This window comes from Mycolicibacter engbaekii, assembly GCF_002101585.1.
In the GTDB taxonomy this organism is placed as follows: domain Bacteria; phylum Actinomycetota; class Actinomycetes; order Mycobacteriales; family Mycobacteriaceae; genus Mycobacterium; species Mycobacterium engbaekii.
Genome location: NZ_LQOT01000057.1, coordinates 50,284 through 71,441, shown reverse-complemented (window position 1 = coordinate 71,441; position 21,158 = coordinate 50,284). Strand labels below are relative to the sequence as shown.

Here is a 21,158-nt window from a genome sequence, read left to right as displayed (position 1 = left end):
CGTTGCCGTCATCACTACCGAGATCCTGCCTGCCGCCGCCATCGTCGTCGTTGCTCGGAGCTACTTGGACATCTTCCGCTTAACCGATGGTCGCGGCGACGACGTTGACTGGGCGGGATGAATTGCGGGTTCACGGTCGTAAGCCGTGGCGGGGCCGGCGTCTGTAAGTGGTGATGGTGGCTGGGCGTTGGCTTGGCCCGCATGCGGTCATACTGCCGTGGCCGCGACCGGGGTCCTCGGCGGCCGCAGTGGAGATTTCGACGGCCATGTCGTCGTCAATTCGCATTAGGAAATCGTCGAGGGCGTCGCGGCGGGCAGCATCGACGAGGTGGGCGGCGTCTTCACTGTGGGGCACAACCCCGTATCGGAGACCGTAGTCATTGATGACGGTGTCGATGAGGTCGTCGAACAGGGTGCCCAGCTCGCTGGCAGCGAGGTCAGCATGGTGGGTGATGAAATCTTGGCATCGATGTTCAGGCCACGAGGGCGGGAACCGCAGCCTCGCCCGATACAGCGTTTCGATGGCACCAACGAGGTCGTCGTCGCCGGTGCCGTCACCCCATGATGTGATCACCCGCTCTGCGAACTGCCCAACCACAGCACCACCGCCCATGCTCCCGTTTACCAAATAACGACATCGCTTGTGTTGTTACACGATTGCGCTAGCAGAGGTTTCTGTGCGCGCGCCCGTCTGGCCTGGGGCGCCAAGGGCATCTCGCTCTCCGAATTGATGCGTTGGACTCTATCCGCGATGCGCACCGCTTGGAGCGCATGACCGTCGTTTTCATCCCTCGCGATCCTCGCGAGACAGCACAGTGAGCTGAGCCAAGTTTCACGTTGAATCTGGCTCTCCATCGTCGAGCAGTTGCCGGTACTTCTCGGGGCCGAGAAGGCGCATGAGGGTGTCGTCGGCAGTGTGCTCGGAAACGCGTGGGCCCTTCGCGACGGGGCTGGTGTCTGCCGGCGAATTGGATCGTGCACCGCCGTATAGGAGAGTGTGCAGAAACGGATAGGCGGCTGCGCGCACGCGCCGATCGAGACTGCCGTGTCGCGCACGGTGTGTCAGGACCTCGAGCAGTGAAACGCACGCGTCCACGTCGACGGCGGCATCCTGGAAGCTGTGCGGAGTGTCTAGTGGCGGCCACTCGGGCCACGCGCTTGAGGACCGGGGGACCTCCACCACGCGTACTGCCATGCCCACTCTGTCTGCAGCTTTGCGCTCGACTGAGGCAAGACTGCGGCACGAATCCGAACACCAGATCCGTCGCCGGCCCCGCCGGTTCGGATCGACCTCACCCGGCAGCGAATCCCCGCAACGGGGGCAGTGTCGGTCAACGGACATACCCCGATCATATTTCATAAAAGCGAAAAGTTATAGATCCGTGACCTTAGTGCATGAGGTGTGTGGTGTGGCGATGGATTTGACGATGCGGTGTTGCTGGAAGGGTCAGTTTGTGGTGGTGAATCGTAGACGTAGCAGTCGAAGGCAGCTACGACTCTGGCCCACGGTGGTAACTACGGCAACGAGTAGCGGGAAAGGCGGCGGAAACAAAGCCTGGGTAGGGGCGGCCGGTGATTGGCCCGCGTGAACGCCGACGGCCGCCAGTGCGACGGTGTTGATCTTCCCGGTTACCGTTCCAGGCGGTGCGTCGGGTGGTCCGCGGCGTGCGATATCTAGGTATTCGGTTGGCGGCACGGCTCGGATTGCTGGATCGTCGACCACCTGTCATGTGCCGACTTCTGGTACGACTGGGCCGGCGCACGGGTTTGTCGGCGGCATCGATACAGAACCAGCGATGCCCAACCGCCCGATTGGTTTGCGCTGCCGCGCGTGCTGCCGTTGTCTCGCGTGGGCAACGAGTCCGCTGGTTCTTCGTCCGCGCTGGGCGTGCGGCGCCGGAGGCAAATCGCGATGCCCGCCCGAACGCCAAGCCCTGGTGTGCGGCGGTGCGTCTAGTGTCAGCTCGGCAACGATTTGTCGTGTGAGTGCTGGGCGCGGGCGGGCGTGCCCGGAAGCACGTCCTCCACAATCGAGGCACACTGTCGTGATGACTGATGCCCGTCAGCTGCGAAAGGCGGATCTCGACCGCAAGATCAAAGCGTGCCGCAAGTGTGTTCATCCCGACCGCTTGAATGAGCCCGATGTGACCGAATCAGCACCCGGCTTCGGCTCAATCGACTCGCCCGTTGCGATCGTCGGTGAAGCGCTGTGTCGCGCCTGCATGAAAGAGCAGGAGCCCTTCTACGGAGGCAGTGGGCGCGTCCTCGATCGCTGCTTCAAGCGCGCCGGGGTCGCTAAGACCGATCTGTTCATCACGAACTCGATCCATTGTCACCCACCGGCCGATCGTGACCCGTACCCGCATGAGAGTGCGAACTGCTTGCCGTTCCTGCGTGCTGAGCTGCGTGACATCGTTCAGCCACGCCTTCTCATCGGCGTCGGGAAATTCGCCAAGACAGCGCTGCTCCAGGTGTATCCCGAGGCCCGACAACTGAGTTGGCCGTTTCGTGTGCCACGCGCACGTCGCGCTGACCCGCCGGACATACCGTATCTGTTGTTTCCGCAGCACCCGTACTTCATCATGACCCGACCCCCTGCCGTTCGCGAGCACTACGAGCGCAGACTAGCTCGCGCGATCGAGTGGGGCTTTACGTCAGCGTGATTGATCCGATTGACCTGAGCGGGTTCACCGGCTGGGTTCCATTCGCGCAGTTGCCGGATGCTGACGTGCCGGCAAAGTCGGGCGTCTACGTTGTCGTGCGGCCGAGTGATGAGCCGCCGAGGTTTCTCGATGTGTCGCCTGCGGGACACTTCAAGGGAAAGGGCCCCGCAGTCCCCGTCGCTGAGCTGGCTGCGCTGTGGGTGCCCGGGGAACGGGTCGTCTACATCGGCAAGGCCAATCTCAGCACTGGCGGTAAGCGTCATCTGCGCAAGCGGCTCGATGAGTTCCGCAAGTTCGGTGCTGGCGTGCCAATCGGTCACTGAGGCGGAAGGCGCATCTGGCAGCTCGCTGATCACGACGAACTGCTCGTCGGCTGGCAAGTCACCGATGACGCGGACGCCGCGAAGATCGAGACGAAGATGCTCGCTGACTTCCGCGCGCACTACGGGCGTCTGCCCTTCGCGAACATGCGCGGCTGAGTCGCCGCTCGTCGATCGGCGCGACCACGCCAGCTGATCGGCGCCAATCACCGACTGCCTGCCGGCTCGGCGTGGGGCTGGTTGACCGGCCGGCGTTCCCCAGCGCCGCGCCGAAGTCAGCCTTGCGGGCAGAGCGTGCTGCTGGGATCACGAAGGCCGTCGCCAGGCTTGCCAGATTCTGCTTTGCGAGCCTGGCAGTGGTGACCGTCATCGACTGCTGAGCCGCCGGCCGCTGAGCGAGCAGATGCCGTTCGACGATCTATGAAGCCGGGGCGCGTCTCCACGAAATCGATCATCCAATTTCACTGTGCCGCAGAGAAACCGCAAACGCTTCTTGCTTGGTACGCCGGCGGGTCAATTGGTCCGGTGTCAGGAATGCATCGGTGGCATCGAGCGTGTCGTCGTGCCCCTCGTAGGGAGCTAGGTTGATCCTGATTTCCAAGTCGGCCGCAGCCAGGATGCGCGCCAATACAGGCAGTGACGGCTGCCGAGTCCCTGATTCGATACGGGCGATCGTCGACTGTGGCATGCCGGCCAATTCGGCGAGCTGGCGCTGCGATACACCGATCTGGCCCCGGGCTACCTTCAACAGATTTCCCGCAAGCCGCTCGATGTGGCCAATGCGCGTCGGTCCCATTTTCGCCATACCCCACGATAGCTAATCGGCTATCGGGTTTTGCCGATGCCGCCGTCCACATGACATGAGTCGAGATAGTCGACATCGAGGTGCACCTTGGAATTGAGAACCGATTGGCCCAGCTACAGAGATACGCCGATAATCGGATTGTGCCGACCCCCAGCGAGCCTTGCCCGGCCTGCGAAGAAGCTGACGTCGACTGGCCCATCGATGCGGCAGACCTTCGTGAATCGCTGCTAGAGGCGGAGGCAGACCGCGTGGCAGGCCGCACTTTCAGCGCGGACGAGATCCGAGCTCGCTATGGTTTGCCGCCGTCAAGCTCACGATAGCTAATCGGCTATCGAACCTTCCCGATACCCCCGCCCGCATGACATGAGTTGAGACAGGCGACATCGAGGTGTCATCACCGCTGTGAAAGTGACGCGGAGCCTGAGGGCCTATCCGGGCAGTGGGTCAGCCTAAACACTTTTCGCGCGTTCGCTGGTGAACTAGTCTGAATGTTATTGCACGGCAGCGCAAAAGAGGCAGAAGTAAGCAATCCGTGAACGGATAACACAATCCGTGAACAGTTTTGAGGTGACGAGATGACCGATGTGATCCAACTAAAGCCGGATGAGCTGCCGGAGGCAGTCGCCGGCTGGCGAGCCGACGTGCCTGGCGCGCTCATCTATCCACCGCTTCCGCCAGCGTCGAGTGCGGCCGCGGCGGCTGTAGGTGCGGCAATGCAGCCTTGGGAGGCGCACTTCGCCGCGCAGGATGCTGAGCGTGCGACGCTGGCCTGCAAGGTAGTGCAGGCCGCGTCCGTCACTCAGAGCATCTTGCATTCGGCAGATGAGTCTGGTGCAGCCGGAATCACCGCGTCGGTAGTGCTCTGATGTACCCGGGCGCCGGGGTGCCGCTGGCTCCGACTGCGGGTAGTGCACTGCCGCAGTACTACGGCGTTAGCCACCGCCCCGCGGGTAAGCGCCGCACTATAAGGATTGGCGCCTTCCTTGCGGCTGCGTTCGTCCTGGGATTGGCCGGCGGGCTCCTCGGTGCACACATCAGCCCACCGCCTGCCCCGCCCGCTCCGGTGACCGCCGCCGAGCCTCCTGCGGATGAAATACGCGCGCAGACGGTCGATCTCTGCACCCGTTTCGCCGCAGCGTACGCCGCAATTCCCGCACCGCAGACTGCGAGCGCCGACATGATCCCTGCGACCAATTACGTGTCGGATGCCTTGCGCGACAATGCCAATGCGGATCCGGCGGTGCGCGAGGCGGTTGCGGATTCTCTGCGACTGATGCGCGAGCACAGCGCAGCCCTGAGCCACGAGCCGGCTCGCGGCGCGGTTCAGCCTCCGGACGGATTTCGGGCTGCACCCGCCAACGCGGCGGACGACCGCGTGTGGGACCGCTGCTATGCGTACGGGGAATGAGCATGGACACCGGCGCTACTGACCTCGCCGCCGCAGTCCGGGCGGGCCGATACCCGAGCGACACTGAACTAACGGCAATAGACGAGCAGTGCAGCGCCGCTGCCCAACACGCAGCGGCCCTGAGCGCAGCGGCAACCCGTGCGGCGCACCATCACCGACCCCGCCTCGCGGACGCACTAAAAGGCGGCACCGGCGACGCGCAGGTCGCGGCGGTCACGGCGCAGGCGTCGCGGTGGTGTGCCCATGCTGACGATCATGAGCTAGCCCGGATTGCGGTAGAGAACGCGCTGGGCGAACTGCGCGGCCTGCGGTGCGACCTCGACCTCCTGATTGAGGCGGCGGCGCCGCAGTACAACGCCGCGCTACGACTCGGAAATACGACTGCCGCCCACGGAATTTTGACGGCGACCCTCGCCGAGGCTGACGGCATGGTGAGCGAGCGCGGTGCGGCTGCAACCGGTCACATCGCCGCAGTGAGCTTCTCGACTGCACCCGCGCCACGGCGACCCAGCGCAGACACAAGCATTGGCGGGTCAGATACGTCGCGGAAGCATGGGAAGCAGTCCGATGACGGCGGAGAGGTTGAGAAGGAAGATGCGGAATCCGCCGAAGAGTCTGGCGGGAGCAACCGGGACGTCAAGGTCGACGCCGCCGGGACGAATGGGGATGCGCGGCCGCGCGAGATCAAAACTGATACCTCGCTGACTCAGCCTGGTATGTCAATGACGCCTACGCAGGTGCGACCCGCAAGCGGTAGCGGCGGGGGCATGCAGGCCGGCCTCGGGTCTGGCCTGGGCTCGGCAGGGTCTGGGGGCATGGGCTCCGGGATGGGGTCGGGGTTGAATCCTGGTTCGCTGAGCTCGCGTCTAGTGCCAGCGAGCACGTCACCGGCTTCTGCTGGTTCCTCGTTCGGGTCTTCGGTGCCGTCGCCGCTGGCCGACGCTGGCGTCGGATTTCAATCGGGTTTGGCCTCTGGTATGGGCTCGTCGGGCGGTGTTGCGGGTCCTGTGTCGTCGCCAATGTCGCAGCAGCCGTTGGCGCCGTTCTCGTCGCAGCAGCTCACGGTCGCCGCGCCACAGACTGGCGCCGCTGGCAATGCTGCGGGTTTCCCTCCGGCCGTCCCGGGCGCGTCGCAGCCGGCGGGCGGTGCCGGTGGTGGAGGGTTTGGCGCTCCCGGCGGCATGGCTGGCGGCGGGATGATGCCTCCGGCAGGCGCGATGGCTGCCGCGCAGCCGCTGGCGCCGTACAGTCCGCCCGGTGCGGGTGCGCCGGCTGGCGCGGCCACGGGTCCGGCCGGTGGTGGAGGGTCTGGCCCGGGTCCGGCTGGCGGGCCGGGGCCTGCTCCTGGTGGTGCCCCAGCGCCGGTGATGGCAGGTGGGCCGGGGACGTCGGGGGCGATTGCGGCGGCGGCGGGCGCGTCGGAGGACGGCAACCCGGACGTCATGACGGCGCAGCGTGTGCTGGCTGGCCTGGTGCGGGGCAGTGAGGCCTCGGACATGTTGGTGGTGTGGGCGGTCGCGGTCCTGCGCTCGCCGTACGGCTCTCAGATAATGGTGGCCAACAACATGGGCGGCGGCGGGTATCTGCCGTCCAAGGTCTTCCTGCCGACGACCGCGCACCTTGCCGTGAGTGATCCGGTGTTGCCGATCGGGTGGGCCACGGACTGGATGGGCTGTCAGCGGCCGTCGAAGATTCTGGTGGACCATTTCGCTCGGCTACGCAAATTGGTGGCAGGCGTGTCGGTCTCGGCGATGGTGACGACGGAATTATGGCCGGAGTCCCCTGGTTGCGGTGCGGATTTCGTACCGATGCAGCACAGGGAGGTCCTCGGAATGCTCAGTCAGGCACCGCGACTCGATGGCGGGCATCGGCACCGGCTGGCGGTGCTCGACCAGGGGCTGGCTCAGCGAGTCGATGCGCTAGATCGCGGTGGCGATATCTCGGCCTGGGCTGCGGCCACGCTGACCGGCACAGTCTTCAAGGAAGCTGCCAAGCCTGATGGCACCGGCTCGGCGCTGGTGCACGCAGCTGACGCGGACATACTCCAGGCGGTGAACGACGGGACAGCCGACGCGGAGGCGTGGGCGGCCTACGACCGGGCTGCCGAACAGCGGGACAACGGTGCGGCCCTGTGGCCCGATACCCACGCGCCCCGGGACAACGACGGCTCGGGCGCGGCCCGGGCGGCGATCCTGTGGTACCAGCACTACTACCGCTCCGGCCGCATGATCGAGCTGGTCCGCTGCTGGAAGGCGCGTCCGCCCCGACTTGCCGAGGTCGTGTACTGCGCGATCACTGGCGGATTCGGCTCCATGGTGATCTCAACGATCGCTGCAATGGAGCACCACCTGGGTCAACAAAAGGGGGTTGGTATCGGTGCCTGACGTGATGAGGTTTTCGGAGCCGCACGCGCTGTTTGCTGCGGACCTGTTGACTGAATGCGCGTCGACCTTTCTGCAGATGACTCGCGGTTTAGACGTGGGACTTGAGCTGGCGGCGAGTTCGGCCGCTTCGGAGCGGCGGGCAGCGACGGCGCTGCACGCGCGAAGGGATCGCGACACGCTGGTGGCTGCTGCGGCCTACATCGCTTGGATCGGGGACCACATCCGGCAGCAGACCGCACGGGTCAGGATCGCGGATGTTGAGGCGGCAGCGCGATACTGCGATCCGGGCACAGATGAAATGGCACTGCGGCAAAGGGAAATTGCTGAGGCACGCGCGACTGCCGACTCCTTCGCCTCGCTGCACTTGGCTCCTACTCCACCGCCGCGCCCGGGCGAACTGCAAGGTGAGCTGCACCCGGGAATCCTGGCCCAGCTGGAGCGTGCGCGAGAGTGGTGCGAGCAGGCAATCTGGGCGGCATCACAGTCCAACACGACGGCCATGGAGGCGGTAGGTAGCCGTCTCCGCGTGCTGCTGTTTTGGGTGTCGGGCCAGTGTTCAGCGCCGTAATGTCGACTGCCGCGGTTCCGGCCGCTATAGGGGCACTCCGCCAGCGGGCCGGACCGTTACTCATTTGTTCGGGCGACCGGCCTACCTCGGAATTGTTCAGATCATGTAACCGCATGTCAGCAAGGGAGCAGTGATGGCGCAGCCGACAGAACCGAAGCCGGCCCGCCGGCGAGGAAACTGGCGGCATCGGGAGAACCGCGCGTCGCCCAAGTACGTGTCGAAGCGCATCACCGAGCAGGATCATGCGGCGCTGGTCAGGTACGCCGTAGACCACGATGTGAAGATCGCTGAGCTGCTCGCGCCGTTCGTAAGCGAGCTGGTCGCCCGCGCTCATGACTACTGCGAGCAGCTCGACACCGCCGTCGGCACTCGCTCACCCAGCTCCAGCCGTGATCGTCCTCGGGAATGTGATGTCATCGCGAGCCAACTCGGTCGGGAAGCAGGGCGAGGTGCCGGTGATGTGGGGTGATCCGGGAAGCCCCGGAACACCAATATGTAGTTCGTAGCCGTCCGGCGAAAACCCGGAGCGGTTGGGCTTGGGGATACCGTCGCGCTCAAACACCCACCAGCCCCATCGCTTCCATACATCACCGGTCATAGCGACAGGCGGTAGTGCGGGTCCTCGTTCAGGAGCCCGGCGTGGTTTGCGTGATCACCGGTGGGTTTCGTGGGATGTCGTCGCGCCGCAGGTTCCCGGGGTAGCAGGGTGAGGCACCGATGATGGTGGGCGGGTACGTCGCCGGGTGAGCAGCCGCGATCTGCAGGATGTAGCCGTCGGGTGCGTACCCGAAGCGGTTTGGCTTTTCGTATCCGTCGCGTTCGAGAACCTGCCAACCCCAGCTCTTCCACAGTTCTCCGACTTGCGTGATGAGCGAGTTGAAGTCGATGCTGGCCGGGGTTTGAAGGTCGCGCCAGTCGGAGAACCTGACCGGTGCGTCCGGGCCGCTGGGATCATCTTCGCAGTAGCGTGTATCGCCGCCGGCGATGTACCTGGCGCCGTCGAGGCTGCTCCCAGGGGGAAGCACGTTGAGTGTCTGCTGCAGGTAGCGCAGCACGGTGTCTTGTGCTTCCTGTTGGCTGGTCGGGATTTTCGGCGACGGTACGGTCGGAATCGACTCCATGGGTCCTCCCGGGATAGGTGTGGCGCCGGTCGGGGTCGGCGGACCCAGCGGTGCCGCCGGCTTGGACGGTGAACAAGCTACCGCCAACGCCGTCGTGGCGGCGATGACTAGGTAGAGAGGACGTCTCGTCATAGCGGTCACGGTGTAAACGTAGGCGGTGTCACGTCTGTCCGTCCGGCGATGATGCGGCCCAGGTTGATCAACGCGGAATTGCTCATGTTGTCCCAGTAGCTGCTGTGCGCGCCCACCGTCGGTCGATCGAACGCTCCGGCCGCCCCGGGAGACGCCTCAAACGGGGTGCCGCCGAAGCTGCTGAGCATGGGATCGGGTCCTAGGGTCGCACCGGTGACCACACCGATGATGTCGTTCTCGGCGCGGGTGGCGAAGACGCGGGCGCCGGGGGCGAGATCGAGGTCGCTGGCGTGGTCGGCGAGCATGCCGGGGCTTCCCACCGCGACGACGTTGTTGGCGTCGAGGTGGTGGCCGTCGAGCGCGGCTGCCCCGAGCTCGGTTGAGCCGTAGCTGTGTCCGATGACGGTGTTGATAGAGGGACCGCCGGCGAGTGCGTCGTTGTGGGAGGCCCGCAACCCGGATTGAAACTCATCGAGCGCGGTGGCGCCGTTGTGCGCGTAGCTGGTGTGCGCGGCTTCAAGCAGGTCCATAGGGCGGTCATAGCCCATCCACGTCGTCACGGAGACATCCCCGCTTTGTAGCGATCGATCTGCGTTCATCGTCGCCTCGTACATCGCCGCCGACTTATCGGCGCTGCCCTGAAAGGTCGCCAGGTCCTGGCCGGTGCCGGGGAGGAAGGTGGCGCTGCGCTTGGCGTTGTCGGGGTTGCCGATGGAGACCGCTGCGTGCCCCCTATCGTCGACGAAGCCCAGGTAGTGGGGCGGGCCGTTGGGGTCGGCCTGCATGGCTTGTTGCACGGCGCGGTACCCGTCGAGGTTGTGCTTGGCGTCTTGGAGCTGCGAGTCGAGCACGCCGAGTTTGGTCAGGGTGGCCAGGTTGCCGCCCGGTGTCAGGGCGAGCTGATCGCGGCTGGCCTGGAGCCGGTCGACGTCGGACTGTGCACCGGCCATCAGTTCGGTCAGATGCCGTTCGTTGTAGTGGGTCTTGTCGTCAAAGGGCATTCCCGGGTGGTTGCCGATGAAGTGGTCGCGGTCGTAGGCGGCGTCTTTCGCGGACTCCGTCAGGTGATTCCACCACTGCGTGAACTGTTGCGGATCGTCCGGCGGCATTCCTGGGCTGAGCGCGTCGCGACCCGCGCCGCCATCTGCGCCCTCGTCGCCGAAGCTGAACTCGTGTAGTCCCGCGGTGGCCGTGGCGAGGGTGCGGGCGATCTCGCCTTCGTGGTTGACCAGGTTCTGCACCCGGTACTGGATGAAGTCGGCGTGGTCCTGCGCTGCGCTCTCGCGCTCCGCCTGCTCTGCGGCGGAGCTGTAGTACGTCCGGGTGTCGGTGACGGAGAAGAATTCGCCAACCGTGAAGTCGGCGCGCTCGGCTTCGTCAACGGCGTCGAGGACCGACCTCTTGTTCGAGTCCTGGGCGTCAGCGCCGCGTTCTGCGATCTTCGCGGCTTTCTCGGCCATGTCAGCGGGGCCGCGGACCTTCACCAGGTCGAGGTAGGCGCGGTCCTGGAAGGCTTCGGCGCCTGCTCCGGTCCAGTCGGTTCCGCCGGGCCGCAGCGAGGCGTTGTGCACTTCGGTGAACGCGTTTTCCCAGGTGTGTCCGAGCTTTCTCCAGGCAGTGGCGTTGGTGCGCAGGTGATCCCAGGTGGCGGCGCGCAGCTCCGACAGCGTCGGAAAGGTCATTGCCAACTACCTCGGCGTCCCGAACCCGCCGGCTGCGCCGCCATCGCCACCGGAGCTGCGCGGGACCAGCGGAGTGAATCCCCGCTGCAGGACGCCGGCACCGCCATCGGTGCCAGAGGCGACGGGAAGGTGCGAGCCGACCGCAGTCAAGGTGGCGGCGCCTTGGTCGTCCTGGTTCTCATAGTCGCTCGCCGCCTTGATGAGCTTGCCCCCGCTGGCGGCCATCCGGGATTTGCAGGAGGTGCCGGTCGTGTTCATCCCTGCGTTCACCGCACTCGTGGCCGCGCCGCTGGACTGCCAGGCCGAAACGGTCACGGTGGGCTTATCTGGGGTCGCGAGCATATGTGTATGACTGTTACCGATTAGGTGCGTCCTGTGCCGATCAGCCTAATCGGGAACGATCGAATCGCACGGTGTGCCCGCCTAGGGGTTGAGCGGCTGCCATCCCCGGCCCGTTGCTCCAGTCGCCTGCCCGGTTGCACTGATTGCGGCGCCCCGGGAGAGGCTCACCCCGGGCGGTTGTCGTCTGTGACCCTTTGGCCGTCGGGCTCTGGAACTGCGGGTTGGGCTTCCTGGGGTCGGTGAGTGGCCAGGAAGTCGTCGACGATGCGGGCGCAGTCGTGTGCGGTGATGGATCGCAGGCCGGTCATTCGTGCGAACGCGAGTGGTCCGATGAGTTGGCACAGTGCGAGATCCGGGTCCAGGCCGTCGAATTCAGCAGCGGCCTCAATGTCTTGCAGGATGGCGTCGAAGGGCTGCCGGTATTGGTTGATGACCCGCGCTCGCAGCGCCTGCGGGGCATGTTCGGTGCTGGCGTGATCGATTGTGGTCGGGCCCAGGGCGAGCCAGGCCAGCATGGTGATGTGGGCTGGGGCGTCGGCGAACAGCGCGGCCTGCCGGGTGAGCAGTTCGATGAGCCGTTCGCGCAGTGTCCCACTGGCCGGCCCGGGTGGGGTCACTTGAGGTAGAAGTCGCTCGAAGGTGGCCGCGAGCAACTGCGATGAGCTGCCGAAATGGCGGTAGAGGGTGGTGCGGGCCACCTTGGAAGCCTTGGTGACCGCCTCGATGGTGACGGCTTCGATGCCACCGCTGCTGAGCAGCGCGGTCGCGGCGTCGAGCAAGCGGTTGCGTGACCGGGTCCGGCGGGGGTCAATATCGTCGTCATCGGGGGCCGGCGGTACCTGCTCGCTGCTCACACCCGCTCACCTCGCTTCATTCCAGATTCCCGACCAATTGCGCGCGTTCCCGCGCGTAGCGGGTACCGTACCAACGGTAGCGCAGCGAAACTGTTCGTACCGAAGGTGTCGTTGGTGGCCGATCACTCATTACATCAAGACGTCGCGTCCGGCCGCTCGGGTGCGGCACGACCTGAGCTGCTGCCCGCTCACACTCCGACGTGTATGGGTTGCGGGCCGCAGAATCCGCACGGTCTGCAGCTGATGGTTTACCGCAGCGGCGACACGGTGTACGCGGACGTGACCTTCGACGAACGCCACATCGGGGCGCCCGGTCTGGCGCACGGCGGGGCGATCGCCGCCGCCTGCGACGACGTATTGGGGTTCGCGCTGTGGATTGCCGGCGCGCCCGCTGTGACACGCAGCCTGACCGTCGAATACCTCCAGCCGGTCATGCTGCATCGATCCCACCGCATCACCGCGCACATCGCCACCCGGGAAGGCCGCGTGCTGCACATCGGCGCGACCGGCACCGACCCCGAAGGGACCACCCGATTCACCGCAAAAGCGGTGTTCGTCGTGGTCACCGCCGATCACTTCGCCGCCTATGGCGACGTAGCAGCGTTCGAGCATCTTCTTCGGCGGCTCGGGGACAACGGGGCGCCGAGCGATCCGGAGTCCTGACCCGCAGCCCGTAACGCTATTGCTAGTAGCGCAGCGCTACTTGCCGTACCATTTCAGTGCAGACCGGTTGGGCGTCGACGGAGGTGCGCGATGTACACCACGTGGATCGAAGGTTGCACCGTGCAGCGGATGTCGTTGCAGGGCGATCTGGTGTTGAGCTTCGATGACGCCAACGAGGTGGTCATCAGTTGCCTGCTGTGGCTTGCCCTGCCCGCTAACGGTGAGTTTCCGGCCGAGGAAGTGCTCATCGACCCGCGCGAGGTCGCCGCCCACCAACGTCCGCTACTGGATCTGGCGGGTGCGGTGTGTACAAAGGCATGCCACGACGATTCCGGTCGGCTACTCCTGAGCTTCTCCAACGGCCTGCGCATCGAGGTCAGCGCCAACGAGCGCGCCACCGCCTGGGAGCTCTACGGCAAACACCACGGTTACATGGCGTGCCTGCCGCACGGCAGGGTCAAGGTGGTCCGCCACGACATCCCCGACGACGAGGACGACAATGCCGGTGCAACGACCCCCAACTAAGGATCTTCGTCGTCGTCGGCCAGGACCTTGTGGCCGGTGGCAGCGTCTTGTGTGGGCGCAGGCGCAGTGAGTGCGGACAACGGTGCGGGCACGGCAACCATGTCACGCCGGCCCCGCAACGCTGTGGCCGGTCCGGGCGAATCCAGTGAGTACAGCAGCCGGCTCGCGGTGCTGGCCGGGTTCACGGTGCGTCATAAAGCACTGGTCATCGGCGGCTGGATCGCCGCCGCCGTGCTGCTGGCACTGGTGTTCCCGCAGCTGGAAACGGTGGTGCGGCAGCAGTCGGTGAACCTGATCCCCCGCGACGCCGCGTCGTTTCAAACCGTGGACCGCATGAGCGCGGCCTTCGGTGAACAGGGCTCCAAAACGATGCTGGTCGTGGCGATGGAAGACCCCGACGGCTTAACCGCGCCGGTGCGTGACCGTTATGAGCAGTTGGTGGTGCAGCTGCGCGCCGATACCGACCATGTCTTGCTGGTTCAAGATCTGCTCGCCGACCCCGTCACCGCGGCGCATGCAACCAGTTCGGATGGAAAAGCCTGGTATCTGCCGGTGGGTGTGGCCGGCACCCTGGGTGACCCCAAGGCCGCCGAATCCGTCCAAGCCGTACGCGACATCGCCGCCGGCGTATTCGCCGGTTCACCGACGACGGTGTACGTGACGGGCCCGGCGGCCACCTTCAACGACCAGATCGCCGCCGCCGAACACGACCTGCTGCTGATTTCGATCGCCACCGCCGCGTTGATCGCACTGATCCTGCTGATCGTCTACCGGTCGGTGTTTACCGCCTTGTTGCCCCTACTGGTGATCGGGGTCAGCCTGGCCGTCGGCCGTGGGGTGCTGTCTGCCCTCGGCCAGAGTGGCATGCCCGTCTCGCAGTTCACCGTGGCGTTCATGACCGTGATCCTGCTCGGGGCGGGCACCGACTACACGGTGTTTTTGATCAGCCGCTACCACGAACAGCGCCGCGCACACGTCCCCGCCGATCAGGCCGTCATTCATGCCACCGCCAGCATCGGCCGCGTGATCCTGGCTTCGGCGGCCACCGTTGCGCTGGCCTTTTTTGCCATGGTTTTCGCTCGCCTCAGTGTCTTCGCTGGGCTCGGCCCGGCCTGCGCGGTCGCCGTGCTGGTCGGATTCCTGGCCACCGTCACCTTGTTGCCGCCGGTGCTGGCGCTGGCAGCCCGCCGTGGAATCGGCGAGCCGAAATCCGATCGAACCCGCCGCTACTGGAACAGTGTCGCTGTCGCGGTGGTCCGCCGGCCGGTGCCGCTGCTGGCCATGAGCCTGGTGATCCTGCTGGCCCTCTCTGCGGTCGCGACCACGATGAAGATCAGCTACGACGACCGCAAAGGCCAGCCTGCCACCACCGCCAGCAACCAGGGTTACCAACTGCTGGATCGCCACTTCCCCAAAGACGTCGTCATCACCGAATTTCTCGTCGTGGAAAACCCCGACGACATGCGCACCAGCAAAGGTCTGGCCGACCTCGACGAGATGGCCTCCCGGGTCGCCCAAGTACCCGGGGTCACCAAAGTCGTCGGCATAACCCGCCCCACCGGCACCCGCCTCGAACAAGCCCAACTGTCCTGGCAGAACAGGCAGATCGGCGACAAGATGGCCGACGCCGTCGCCGACGGCGACGCACGAAAAGGCGACCTCGCCCAACTCACCGACGGCGCCGATCAACTCGCCGGCGGCCTGGCCCAGCTCGATGCCGCCCTGCACGCGATCTTGACCCCGCTGTCGGGCGTACTGGCCCGAGCCCAATCCGGTGACACCCTGCTGTGGTCATCTCGACCGTTGCTGCAAGAACTTTCGGCCACCGCACCCACCGTCGACCAAGCCATCCAATCCGGCCCCGGACTGCGGTCTCGGGCGAATCAAGCCGAAACCGCCCTCGCTGTGCTGGCCCCCCTCATCGATGGCCTGAACACTTCCGAGTGGTGTGCCACCACGCCGCAATGCGCCCAGATCCGTGACCAGGTCCAGATCCTGGTGAGTTTGCGCGATAACGGATTCTTCACCGAAGTCGCCACCCTCGGCGATCGCTACAACCCTGACACCGACGCCACCATTGCCGGCACCCTTGCCGACATACAAGTCGCTGCCGCAGCACTCGACAAGGCCTTCGGAACCCAGGGTGATCCCGCGGACCCGGCCGGCAACATCGGCCGGCTCCAAGAGGGCATCGGCCAACTCGCTTCCGGGGCGCAAGCGCTGGCCGCCGGTGTGCACGCCCTGGCCGACAGCAACATCGAAATGCTGGCTCGGATGGGCCAGGTCGCGGCCCAACTGCAGAACTCGGCCCGCGCCAGCGCCGGCTCTGACGCAGCGAGCGGTTTCTACCTGCCCGCCAGTGCCTTCGATAACCGTCAATTCACCGACGTCGCCGAACAATTCCTCTCACCCGATGGCAAAACCGCCCGCTTTGTCGTCGAATCCAGCTACGACCCCTACAGCGCGCAGGCGATCACCCTCGCCCAGCAGATCGTCGAGACCGCCGACACCGCCCGCCCCAACACCACCTTGGCCAACGCCACCATCGCCGTTGCCGGGTTTCCCGCCGTCAACTCCGACATCCAGCGGCTGCTGTCGGCTGACTTCACTCAACTGGCCATCAGCACCCTGGTCATCGTCGGACTCATCCTCGTCCTGCTCTTGCGCGCTCTGCTCGCCCCGCTGTACCTGCTGGGGACGGTCGTGCTGAACTACCTGGCCTCACTGGGCATCGGAGTGCTGGTCTTCCAATGGGGACTCGGCTACGAAATCGCCTGGCCCGTCCCGTTGCTGGCTTTCATCATCCTGGTAGCCGTCGGCGCCGACTACAACATGCTGCTCGTCTCACGGCTGCGGGAGGAATCCAAACACAACATTCGCGTAGGGGTACTGCGCACCGTCGCCCGCACCGGCTCGGTCATCACCTCGGCCGGAATCATCTTCGCCGCCAGCATGTTCGGACTGATGTTCGGGTCCATCGCGATCATGATCCAAGTCGGCCTCATCATCGGCTGCGGACTCCTACTCGACACATTCCTCGTTCGCACCCTCACCGTCCCCGCCATCGCCACACTCCTGCGCGAAGCCAGCTGGTGGCCCAACACACCGCGTTTCACCCCACCTCCACCGTGAGGATCCCTGAATCGCCTGTAAGTATTTGTGGGGCTGGTGTGGTGCGGCTGACAGGATCGGTGTTGCCGTCCTGATTGGGTGTGACTCTTGAATCGCCTGGCCCCATGCAGGGTGTTCTTCGCGGGATCTGTCCACCTGGCCATGGGCGGCGGCCCGGCCGGGTCTTGCTTCGGTGGCTTGATGAGAGGCCTTCCCGACTCGTTGCCGCGAGTCTTGGCCGGATACGGGGTGTGCAACCCCTGGGAAAGTAAGGGCAGGTGGCGGCAGAGCCCATGGTGATCACCGATAAGATCGGATACCGATATCGGCTTTGTCACTGTGCTGGAAGGAGTTGCGGGTGATGCGTGAGTTTCAGCGCGGCGCGGTCAAGTTGCACATCCTGCATCATGCCGCTGAGCACGAGATCCACGGGGCGTGGATCACCCAAGAGCTGGCTCGCCACGGCTACGAGATCAGCCCCGGCACGTTGTATCCGACACTGCACCGCTTGGAGTCGGAGGGGCTGCTGACTTCTGAGCAGCAGCTGCTCGATGGCCGGATCCGGCGGGTGTACCGCGCTACGCCTGCGGGCAAGCGGGCCCTGCGCCAAGACCGCAAGGCATTGGAAGAGCTAGCCCGTGAGCTGCTCGGGTAGCACGGGTTGGGGCTTAGCGGCGTGGACGTCGCCGGGCGGCGAAGAGCAGGCGGGTATCGAGGGAGATGGCGCCGGCGCCGACGATGAGCAGAAAGGCGCTGCCGCACAGCTGGGCCAGATCGACGCGGGATTCGTGAATGAAGTCCCACCAGCCGCGCTGCGTGCAGAACAGCGTGGCCTGACCCCACAGGATCGGCACCTTGGTGATCAGTAGCGCCCCGAGCATGTCGATGACCATCGGGATGGCAGCCAGCCGCGTAAGCAACCCGGCCAGAATCAGTACACCGCAGGCGATTTCGAAGACGCCATCGAAAGAGGCAAAGAAGCCGGGCGCGGGGATACCGGCCCTGTCGAAGCGCCGGTTCCCAAGGCGTCCGGCCGCAGAAACTTCAGGATTCCCTCGCAGGCGAACACCAGCCCAACGTAGAGCCGGACGAGCAGCACCGCCGCGATCCCGCGGGTCGCGGTTAACCGGGTGAGCCAGGAACTCTGTCGGTCCATGAGCGTTTGCCTTTCGTCTCGTACACGGTCTCTGCGACCGCTGGCAACATCGCCCCGGCTTAATCTCCGCCTGCCAGCGGTGAAGGGCTGTCACCGGATTCGGCGCGACGTCGGTGGTCCGTGCCCCAAGCACGGCGCAGTCCGTAGGCCAGGATGCCGACACCAAGGACCGCAGCCCCGGCGATGACCGAGGTGCGCGGCAGCGCGGACGCCAGGACGACACACCCCATGACTCCGATCACCGGAATCAGACGGGGTGGGCGGCGTTCGTTGGCGGCCAGCGTCAAAGCTGAGACGTTAGCGATGGCGTAATAGATCAACACCGCGAACGAGGAAAAGCCGATGGCGCTGCGCACATCGGCGGTCGCTGCCAACAGCGCCACCACGGTGCCGACCAGCAGCTCAGCACGATGCGGCACCAAGGTTTTCGGATGAACGGCGGCCAACGGATGCGGCAAGTGGTGGTCTCGCGCCATGGCCAACGTGGTGCGCGACACTCCTAATAACAGCGCCAGTAGCGACCCCAGCGCCGCCGCCGCGGCGCCGACCCGTACCACGGGTGCCATCCAACCCGCCCCCGCATCACGTACGACCTCCGCCAGCGGTGCCGCGGCCTCGGCGAGTCGCCCCGGTCCCAAGACCGCCAGCGCCGCCACCGCGACAGACGCGTACACGGCCAGAGCGATGCCCAGTGCCAGTGGGATCGCGCGGGGGATGGTGCGGGCCGGGTCGCGCACTTCCTCGCCAAGGGTGGCGATGCGCGCATATCCGGCGAACGCGAAGAACAGCAGCCCGCCCGCCTGCAGCACCCCAGCAGCAGAGGCTCCGGTGAGGTCGAATTGGGGCGCCGGCGGCGCACCGGAGACAACCAGCGCTGCGACCACCACGGCGGCCAATACTGCGAGCACGAACGCCACGAGGGCCCGGGTCAGCCACGCCGATTTTTGCACGCCGGCGTAGTTGATAGCCGTCAGTGCCGCCACGGCCGCCGCGGCGACCGCGTGGGCGTGCGTGGGCCACACATAGGAGCCAACGGTGAGGGCCATCGCAACGCACGACGCAGTCTTGCCCACCACGAAGCCCCACCCCGCCAGATACCCCCAGAAATCACCCAGTCGCATCTGCCCATACACATAGGTGCCGCCGGAGGCCGGATACAGCGCCGCCAGGCGCGCTGAGGAGACTGCGTTGCAGTAGGCGATCACGGCCGCCACCGCCAGCCCGACCAACATGCCTGAACCCGCAGCGCGGGCGGCCGGGCCCAACGCGGCGAAGATCCCGGCGCCGATCATCGACCCGAGCCCGAGCACCACCGCGTCGGTGGTGCCCAGGCGGCGCGCCAGCGCGGGGTGCCCGGTGCTTATCGTCTCGCCTCGGGGCCGATGACCTCGCGGGCCAGCGCAGCCAGCGCGGCGCACTCCTGCTCCAACACCGCCCGCCCGCGCCGGGTGAGCGCATATACCCGGCGCGCGCGGGCGTCCACCATCTGCAGTTCGGGGGTCAACAGGTCGTCGGCGTGCATCCGGTACAGCATCGACGGCAATGCGTCGGGGCCGAGCTTGTGGCCGTGCCGGGCCAGTTCGGCAGCCATCCAGGCGCTCTGGATCGGTGCCGTCTCCGCGTGGTGCAAGATATGCAGCCGCATCGCGGCACGCACGAACTCGCTCATCGGGATGCTTGTCCGTCCAGGTCGAGGCGGAATGCACAGCGTTGGTCACGATCGGTCCCGGTCAGCGGCGACGCGGCGATAATGGCCACAACCTGGTAGCTGCCGGATGCATCGAGCGCGATGTTGTTGCCGTAGTGCAGGCCCGCCGCCCCCTTGTGGGGCCGCGCGGCCGACACCATCTCCACACCGGCGTACACCGCGGCGCTGTTGTGGCTCACGTCCGAGCGCACATCGAGATAGGGCACCGGGTTGCCCAGAATCAGCGTCGTGGATGTGCACATCCACGTTGAACCGCCGCGACGGGGAATCCGCGGGATCCGGCTCACTGGACAGGTTCTCATCAATCGCATCCTCTCGTCCCGCGAACACCGCCCCACCGCCAGTGTTGTGCGGCTCGCGCCAATTGCGGCCGCAAACATCCGGGCAGCCCAACCCGCCGACACCGATACTGTCAACCGGCCCACCCGCTGTTCGCCTGGGAACGCCCGCATCCACACCACCCCTTAATATCGAGTTGCGATATCGAGAAACGATACTCCTGGGCCGGGGTGGCGAACGAGGCATCCATATCGATATCCGATATCGCGTTACGATACTCTGAGCGCGGCGACGCGCCAGACGTTGCACGAATATCGATGGTCGCTTGTTTGAGAGGTACGGTGTCCTCGCGTGCCTCGTGCGGTTCGTACATCTGCGTGAACTGTCGCAGCAGGGTGCGGAGCTCGCCTGCGGATTCGGGCGCCCGCAATGTTTGTGGGGTGGCCAGATACCGAATCCGATCCGTCAGCCGCCGTCCCGCTTGGTGCTGAGAGCGGAGGACCTTTGTAAGATCGGTGAGCTGGCCGGCCTTCTCGAATCGAGGGAACAGGTAGTCCTCTTCCAGCTTCTCGTGATAGTCCTCGATAAACGTGCGGATGATGTCTGCGCTGTCAGCAACAGCGTCTGGGGGAAGGTCTTTTCCTGCATCGATGCGGCGCCCCGCCTCGTCGTAGATGAGCAGAACCCGTTTGAGGACGCCGTGCTCGCGCATCAGATCCTCACCCGGGGAAACCTCTTGCTCATCGTGATCTGCGTGACCATTGGCATCCGTTTCGGCGTCGCCGGCACACGCCGACGTCCACACGCCGATACCGGCCGCGCCCAGGCCTGCAACGAACAGACGTCGGTCGATCAGGCGCTTCGGTGCGTCATTGCCGGGCATCGGTCCCATCGAAGTCTTCGCCGAGTGCGCTGTACTCCTCACTTGAGACGATCGCGCGCAGCGCGGGAAACAGCATAGACATGCCCGCGACAGCATATCCGCAGGTCATAGTCGCTTCAGTTTCCATCTCCTCAAGATAACCTGCGGTCGCTGATTCCCTGCAACGACGAATGGAGGCTTCCGGTAGTGGTCGCGGCCCGCCGCGCCCTCGGCCCGGCCGAAGCGGACCACCAGCCACATGGTGCCGAGTCACTACTGGCACCGCGTGACATACGAACGAACCGATCGCCGACACCGGCCCCAAGGCACCTCGTCGGGCTAAGAGCCTGGGCGCGGGTGTGTGGTTTCGGCGCCACAATGGCTGGCATCGTAAGCGAAGTGCAGGCGGTGCCCCACACCGTTGTTGCGATGGCACCCGTTAGCTATTAGCCGCCGCCCCCTGCGCCGTTTCCGGTGTCGAGTTGTCCGTAGAGCAGTGCGATTGTCGATTCTTGCTCGGCAAGCTTGGTTCTCAGTGCGCGGATCTCACCGTCTTTGGCAACCAGTTGAGCACG

23 protein-coding genes are annotated in these 21,158 nt (G+C 65.6%); 11 read left to right on the top strand and 12 right to left on the bottom strand.

Features of this window, described 5'->3' with window-relative positions:
- Positions 1 to 130 precede the first annotated feature (130 nt).
- Complete coding sequence (locus tag AWC02_RS15435; protein ID WP_085129613.1) at positions 131 to 598, bottom strand: hypothetical protein; 468 nt, start codon at positions 596 to 598, stop codon at positions 131 to 133.
- Between the two features lie 1,450 nt (positions 599 to 2,048).
- Here AWC02_RS15435 and AWC02_RS15430 point away from each other — a divergent pair.
- Entirely contained in the window at positions 2,049 to 2,663 is a 615-nt protein-coding gene (locus tag AWC02_RS15430; RefSeq protein ID WP_237160492.1) for a uracil-DNA glycosylase family protein, read from the top strand.
- On the top strand, positions 2,660 to 2,986 hold the full coding sequence (locus AWC02_RS22010; protein ID WP_237160491.1) for a hypothetical protein: 327 nt from the start codon (positions 2,660 to 2,662) through the stop codon (positions 2,984 to 2,986). Before AWC02_RS15430 ends, AWC02_RS22010 begins: the two co-directional genes overlap by 4 nt.
- Positions 2,987 to 3,434: 448 nt before the next feature.
- Here the strand turns inward: AWC02_RS22010 and AWC02_RS15420 are convergent, their stop codons facing one another.
- Positions 3,435 to 3,788, bottom strand: coding sequence for a helix-turn-helix transcriptional regulator (locus AWC02_RS15420; RefSeq protein WP_085129611.1), 354 nt, complete (start codon positions 3,786 to 3,788; stop codon positions 3,435 to 3,437).
- Positions 3,789 to 4,363: 575 nt separating this feature from the next.
- Between AWC02_RS15420 and AWC02_RS21685 the strand changes: the two genes are divergently transcribed.
- From AWC02_RS21685 to AWC02_RS22205, 5 genes are all read left to right on the top strand, one after another.
- Complete coding sequence (locus tag AWC02_RS21685) at positions 4,364 to 4,654, top strand: hypothetical protein (RefSeq protein ID WP_133055655.1); 291 nt, start codon at positions 4,364 to 4,366, stop codon at positions 4,652 to 4,654.
- Positions 4,655 to 4,851: 197 nt separating this feature from the next.
- Positions 4,852 to 5,196 (top strand): hypothetical protein, encoded by a 345-nt coding sequence (locus tag AWC02_RS15410; protein ID WP_085129610.1) that lies wholly within the window; start codon positions 4,852 to 4,854, stop codon positions 5,194 to 5,196.
- A gap of 1,442 nt (positions 5,197 to 6,638) precedes the next feature.
- Positions 6,639 to 7,580, top strand: a complete 942-nt coding sequence (locus tag AWC02_RS15405) for a hypothetical protein (protein WP_085129609.1) — start codon at positions 6,639 to 6,641, stop codon at positions 7,578 to 7,580.
- Positions 7,573 to 8,148, top strand: coding sequence for a hypothetical protein (locus AWC02_RS15400; RefSeq protein ID WP_133055654.1), 576 nt, complete (start codon positions 7,573 to 7,575; stop codon positions 8,146 to 8,148). The genes AWC02_RS15405 and AWC02_RS15400 overlap by 8 nt, the downstream gene beginning before the upstream one ends.
- Before the next feature lie 133 nt (positions 8,149 to 8,281).
- The gene (locus AWC02_RS22205; protein WP_207568064.1) at positions 8,282 to 8,617 is read left to right on the top strand and encodes a hypothetical protein; all 336 of its coding nucleotides are present in this window, start codon (positions 8,282 to 8,284) and stop codon (positions 8,615 to 8,617) included.
- A 157-nt stretch (positions 8,618 to 8,774) separates the two neighbouring features.
- On the opposite strand, the gene AWC02_RS15390 is transcribed toward AWC02_RS22205, so the two are convergent.
- From AWC02_RS15390 to AWC02_RS15375, 4 genes are all read right to left on the bottom strand, one after another.
- A complete protein-coding gene (locus AWC02_RS15390) occupies positions 8,775 to 9,269 on the bottom strand; it encodes a hypothetical protein (RefSeq protein ID WP_165757920.1) in 495 nt (164 codons plus the stop codon).
- Between the two features lie 137 nt (positions 9,270 to 9,406).
- On the bottom strand, positions 9,407 to 11,083 hold the full coding sequence (locus tag AWC02_RS15385; RefSeq protein ID WP_237160490.1) for an alpha/beta hydrolase: 1,677 nt from the start codon (positions 11,081 to 11,083) through the stop codon (positions 9,407 to 9,409).
- 6 nt (positions 11,084 to 11,089) lie between these two features.
- Positions 11,090 to 11,341: a hypothetical protein gene (locus AWC02_RS15380; RefSeq protein WP_133055653.1), complete on the bottom strand. Its 252-nt coding sequence runs from the start codon at positions 11,339 to 11,341 to the stop codon at positions 11,090 to 11,092.
- Between the two features lie 248 nt (positions 11,342 to 11,589).
- Positions 11,590 to 12,279, bottom strand: coding sequence for a TetR/AcrR family transcriptional regulator (locus AWC02_RS15375; protein ID WP_085129605.1), 690 nt, complete (start codon positions 12,277 to 12,279; stop codon positions 11,590 to 11,592).
- Between the two features lie 204 nt (positions 12,280 to 12,483).
- On the opposite strand from AWC02_RS15375, the gene AWC02_RS15370 reads away from it, so the two are divergent.
- The 4 genes from AWC02_RS15370 (at position 12,484) to AWC02_RS15355 (ending at position 17,233) form a co-directional block, all read left to right on the top strand.
- The gene (locus AWC02_RS15370) at positions 12,484 to 12,942 is read left to right on the top strand and encodes a PaaI family thioesterase (protein ID WP_085129604.1); all 459 of its coding nucleotides are present in this window, start codon (positions 12,484 to 12,486) and stop codon (positions 12,940 to 12,942) included.
- Between the two features lie 90 nt (positions 12,943 to 13,032).
- A complete protein-coding gene (locus AWC02_RS15365) occupies positions 13,033 to 13,467 on the top strand; it encodes a DUF6188 family protein (protein WP_085129603.1) in 435 nt (144 codons plus the stop codon).
- 99 nt (positions 13,468 to 13,566) lie between these two features.
- A complete protein-coding gene (locus tag AWC02_RS15360; RefSeq protein WP_085129623.1) occupies positions 13,567 to 16,599 on the top strand; it encodes an MMPL/RND family transporter in 3,033 nt (1,010 codons plus the stop codon).
- A 340-nt stretch (positions 16,600 to 16,939) separates the two neighbouring features.
- Positions 16,940 to 17,233 (top strand): Rv3488 family transcriptional regulator, encoded by a 294-nt coding sequence (locus AWC02_RS15355; RefSeq protein WP_085129622.1) that lies wholly within the window; start codon positions 16,940 to 16,942, stop codon positions 17,231 to 17,233.
- A 13-nt stretch (positions 17,234 to 17,246) separates the two neighbouring features.
- Here the strand turns inward: AWC02_RS15355 and AWC02_RS15350 are convergent, their stop codons facing one another.
- The 6 genes from AWC02_RS15350 to AWC02_RS22005 all read right to left on the bottom strand — a co-directional run bounded on the left by AWC02_RS15350 (position 17,247) and on the right by AWC02_RS22005 (position 20,731).
- Positions 17,247 to 17,828, bottom strand: coding sequence for a DoxX family protein (locus AWC02_RS15350; protein ID WP_237160489.1), 582 nt, complete (start codon positions 17,826 to 17,828; stop codon positions 17,247 to 17,249).
- Entirely contained in the window at positions 17,794 to 19,098 is a 1,305-nt protein-coding gene (locus AWC02_RS15345; RefSeq protein ID WP_085129621.1) for an APC family permease, read from the bottom strand. The genes AWC02_RS15350 and AWC02_RS15345 overlap by 35 nt, the downstream gene beginning before the upstream one ends.
- Positions 19,095 to 19,403 (bottom strand): Rv3488 family transcriptional regulator, encoded by a 309-nt coding sequence (locus tag AWC02_RS15340; protein WP_085129602.1) that lies wholly within the window; start codon positions 19,401 to 19,403, stop codon positions 19,095 to 19,097. The genes AWC02_RS15345 and AWC02_RS15340 overlap by 4 nt, the downstream gene beginning before the upstream one ends.
- Complete coding sequence (locus AWC02_RS15335) at positions 19,400 to 19,729, bottom strand: iron transporter (RefSeq protein ID WP_165757919.1); 330 nt, start codon at positions 19,727 to 19,729, stop codon at positions 19,400 to 19,402. The genes AWC02_RS15340 and AWC02_RS15335 overlap by 4 nt, the downstream gene beginning before the upstream one ends.
- Before the next feature lie 125 nt (positions 19,730 to 19,854).
- On the bottom strand, positions 19,855 to 20,604 hold the full coding sequence (locus AWC02_RS15330) for a hemerythrin domain-containing protein (protein WP_085129600.1): 750 nt from the start codon (positions 20,602 to 20,604) through the stop codon (positions 19,855 to 19,857).
- The gene (locus AWC02_RS22005) at positions 20,591 to 20,731 is read right to left on the bottom strand and encodes a hypothetical protein (protein WP_165757918.1); all 141 of its coding nucleotides are present in this window, start codon (positions 20,729 to 20,731) and stop codon (positions 20,591 to 20,593) included. The genes AWC02_RS15330 and AWC02_RS22005 overlap by 14 nt, the downstream gene beginning before the upstream one ends.
- Between the last annotated feature and the right edge of the window lie 427 nt (positions 20,732 to 21,158).